The sequence below is a fragment of the Streptomyces sp. NPDC051172 genome (assembly GCF_040682555.1).
In the GTDB taxonomy this organism is placed as follows: Bacteria; Actinomycetota; Actinomycetes; order Streptomycetales; family Streptomycetaceae; genus Streptomyces.
In genome coordinates this window covers 1-937 of record NZ_JBFBBE010000330.1, presented here as the reverse complement: position 1 = coordinate 937, position 937 = coordinate 1, and the positions used below count along the sequence as shown (strand labels likewise).

1 protein-coding gene is annotated in these 937 nt (G+C 69.4%); it reads right to left on the bottom strand.

What is annotated here, in order from left to right:
* Nucleotides 1-106: 106 nt before the first annotated feature.
* On the bottom strand, nt 107-793 hold the full coding sequence (locus tag AB0N07_RS50820) for a helix-turn-helix domain-containing protein (RefSeq protein ID WP_350745968.1): 687 nt from the start codon (nt 791-793) through the stop codon (nt 107-109).
* Nucleotides 794-937: the final 144 nt, after the last annotated feature.

Here is a 937-nt window from a genome sequence, read left to right as displayed (position 1 = left end):
CCCGCCGATCAGCACCCAGTGGTCGGAGCTGACCGCCCGGGCCAGTTCGAAGACTGCCGGCCACGGGTCGGGCCACTGGCTGCCATCCATGCTCAGATGGCGCGACTCAGACACGATGCAACAGCCGCTCTAGGGCCTCTCGCCCAGCAGCCCGCTCACGGACGTCGTCGGAGTCCATGAGGTCCAGCGCCACGACCGTCTCCGTGCCCAGCAGAGCGGAGGGATCCACGGGGGCGGGCACGTGGCGGATCACCACTTCCCCCGCCGCTGAGGCGTCGAGACGGAGCCGGGACTGGAGAGCCTCCAGGTCGCCGAGCAGATAGCCCTCCTCTCGCTGGTTCCCTTCGACAGCGGCGAGCCCGAAGCGGCGGGCGAGATCCGACTGATCCAGGGCGGACACCCCCGAGGGCACGAGAACGTCTGCGAGCTTGGCGCGGGCTCGAGGCGAGGCGTGGAACCGGTGGGGCCGGGCCCTGTTCTCAGCCAGTCGGTGCATCTCGGCAGCGGTGAGCGTTCGCAGCCGGGAGCGCAGACGGGAGATCCGCGGCTGGTCGAGGAAGGCCCGTCCGTTTCCTCCGGCAAGGAGGTCGACGGCGGCCCAGGCTGTCCGCGGAGCCCAGGTGCGGCCTGTACCCGGTGCCCTGCGCACACGACGGGTCAGGGTGTGTTCATCGATGAACCAGGATCCCCCGAGGCGGCGGGCCGGCATATCGCCATCCTCGGCTAGGCGCCGCACATGCCGGTCCGAGACCCCGAGGCGCTCGGCGGCCTCCCCCACTGTCAGAAAAGTCATGTAAGAAGAGTACCGGAGGCGGACGTATTCTTGCATGATCGGCGGACTCTAGCCTTGAGGCCCTGTCATGCCACTCGCCGAGAGCGCCTGACCCTTTCACTGGAGCCCGCGCACCCCACCAGTGCGGAGACGGAAGGGCCATCG

What these genes read in the sequence shown, in the direction of transcription:
- AB0N07_RS50820 (WP_350745968.1), bottom strand. Translation starts at nt 793, where the DNA reads ATGACTTTTCTGACAGTGGGGGAGGCCGCCGAGCGCCTCGGGGTCTCG.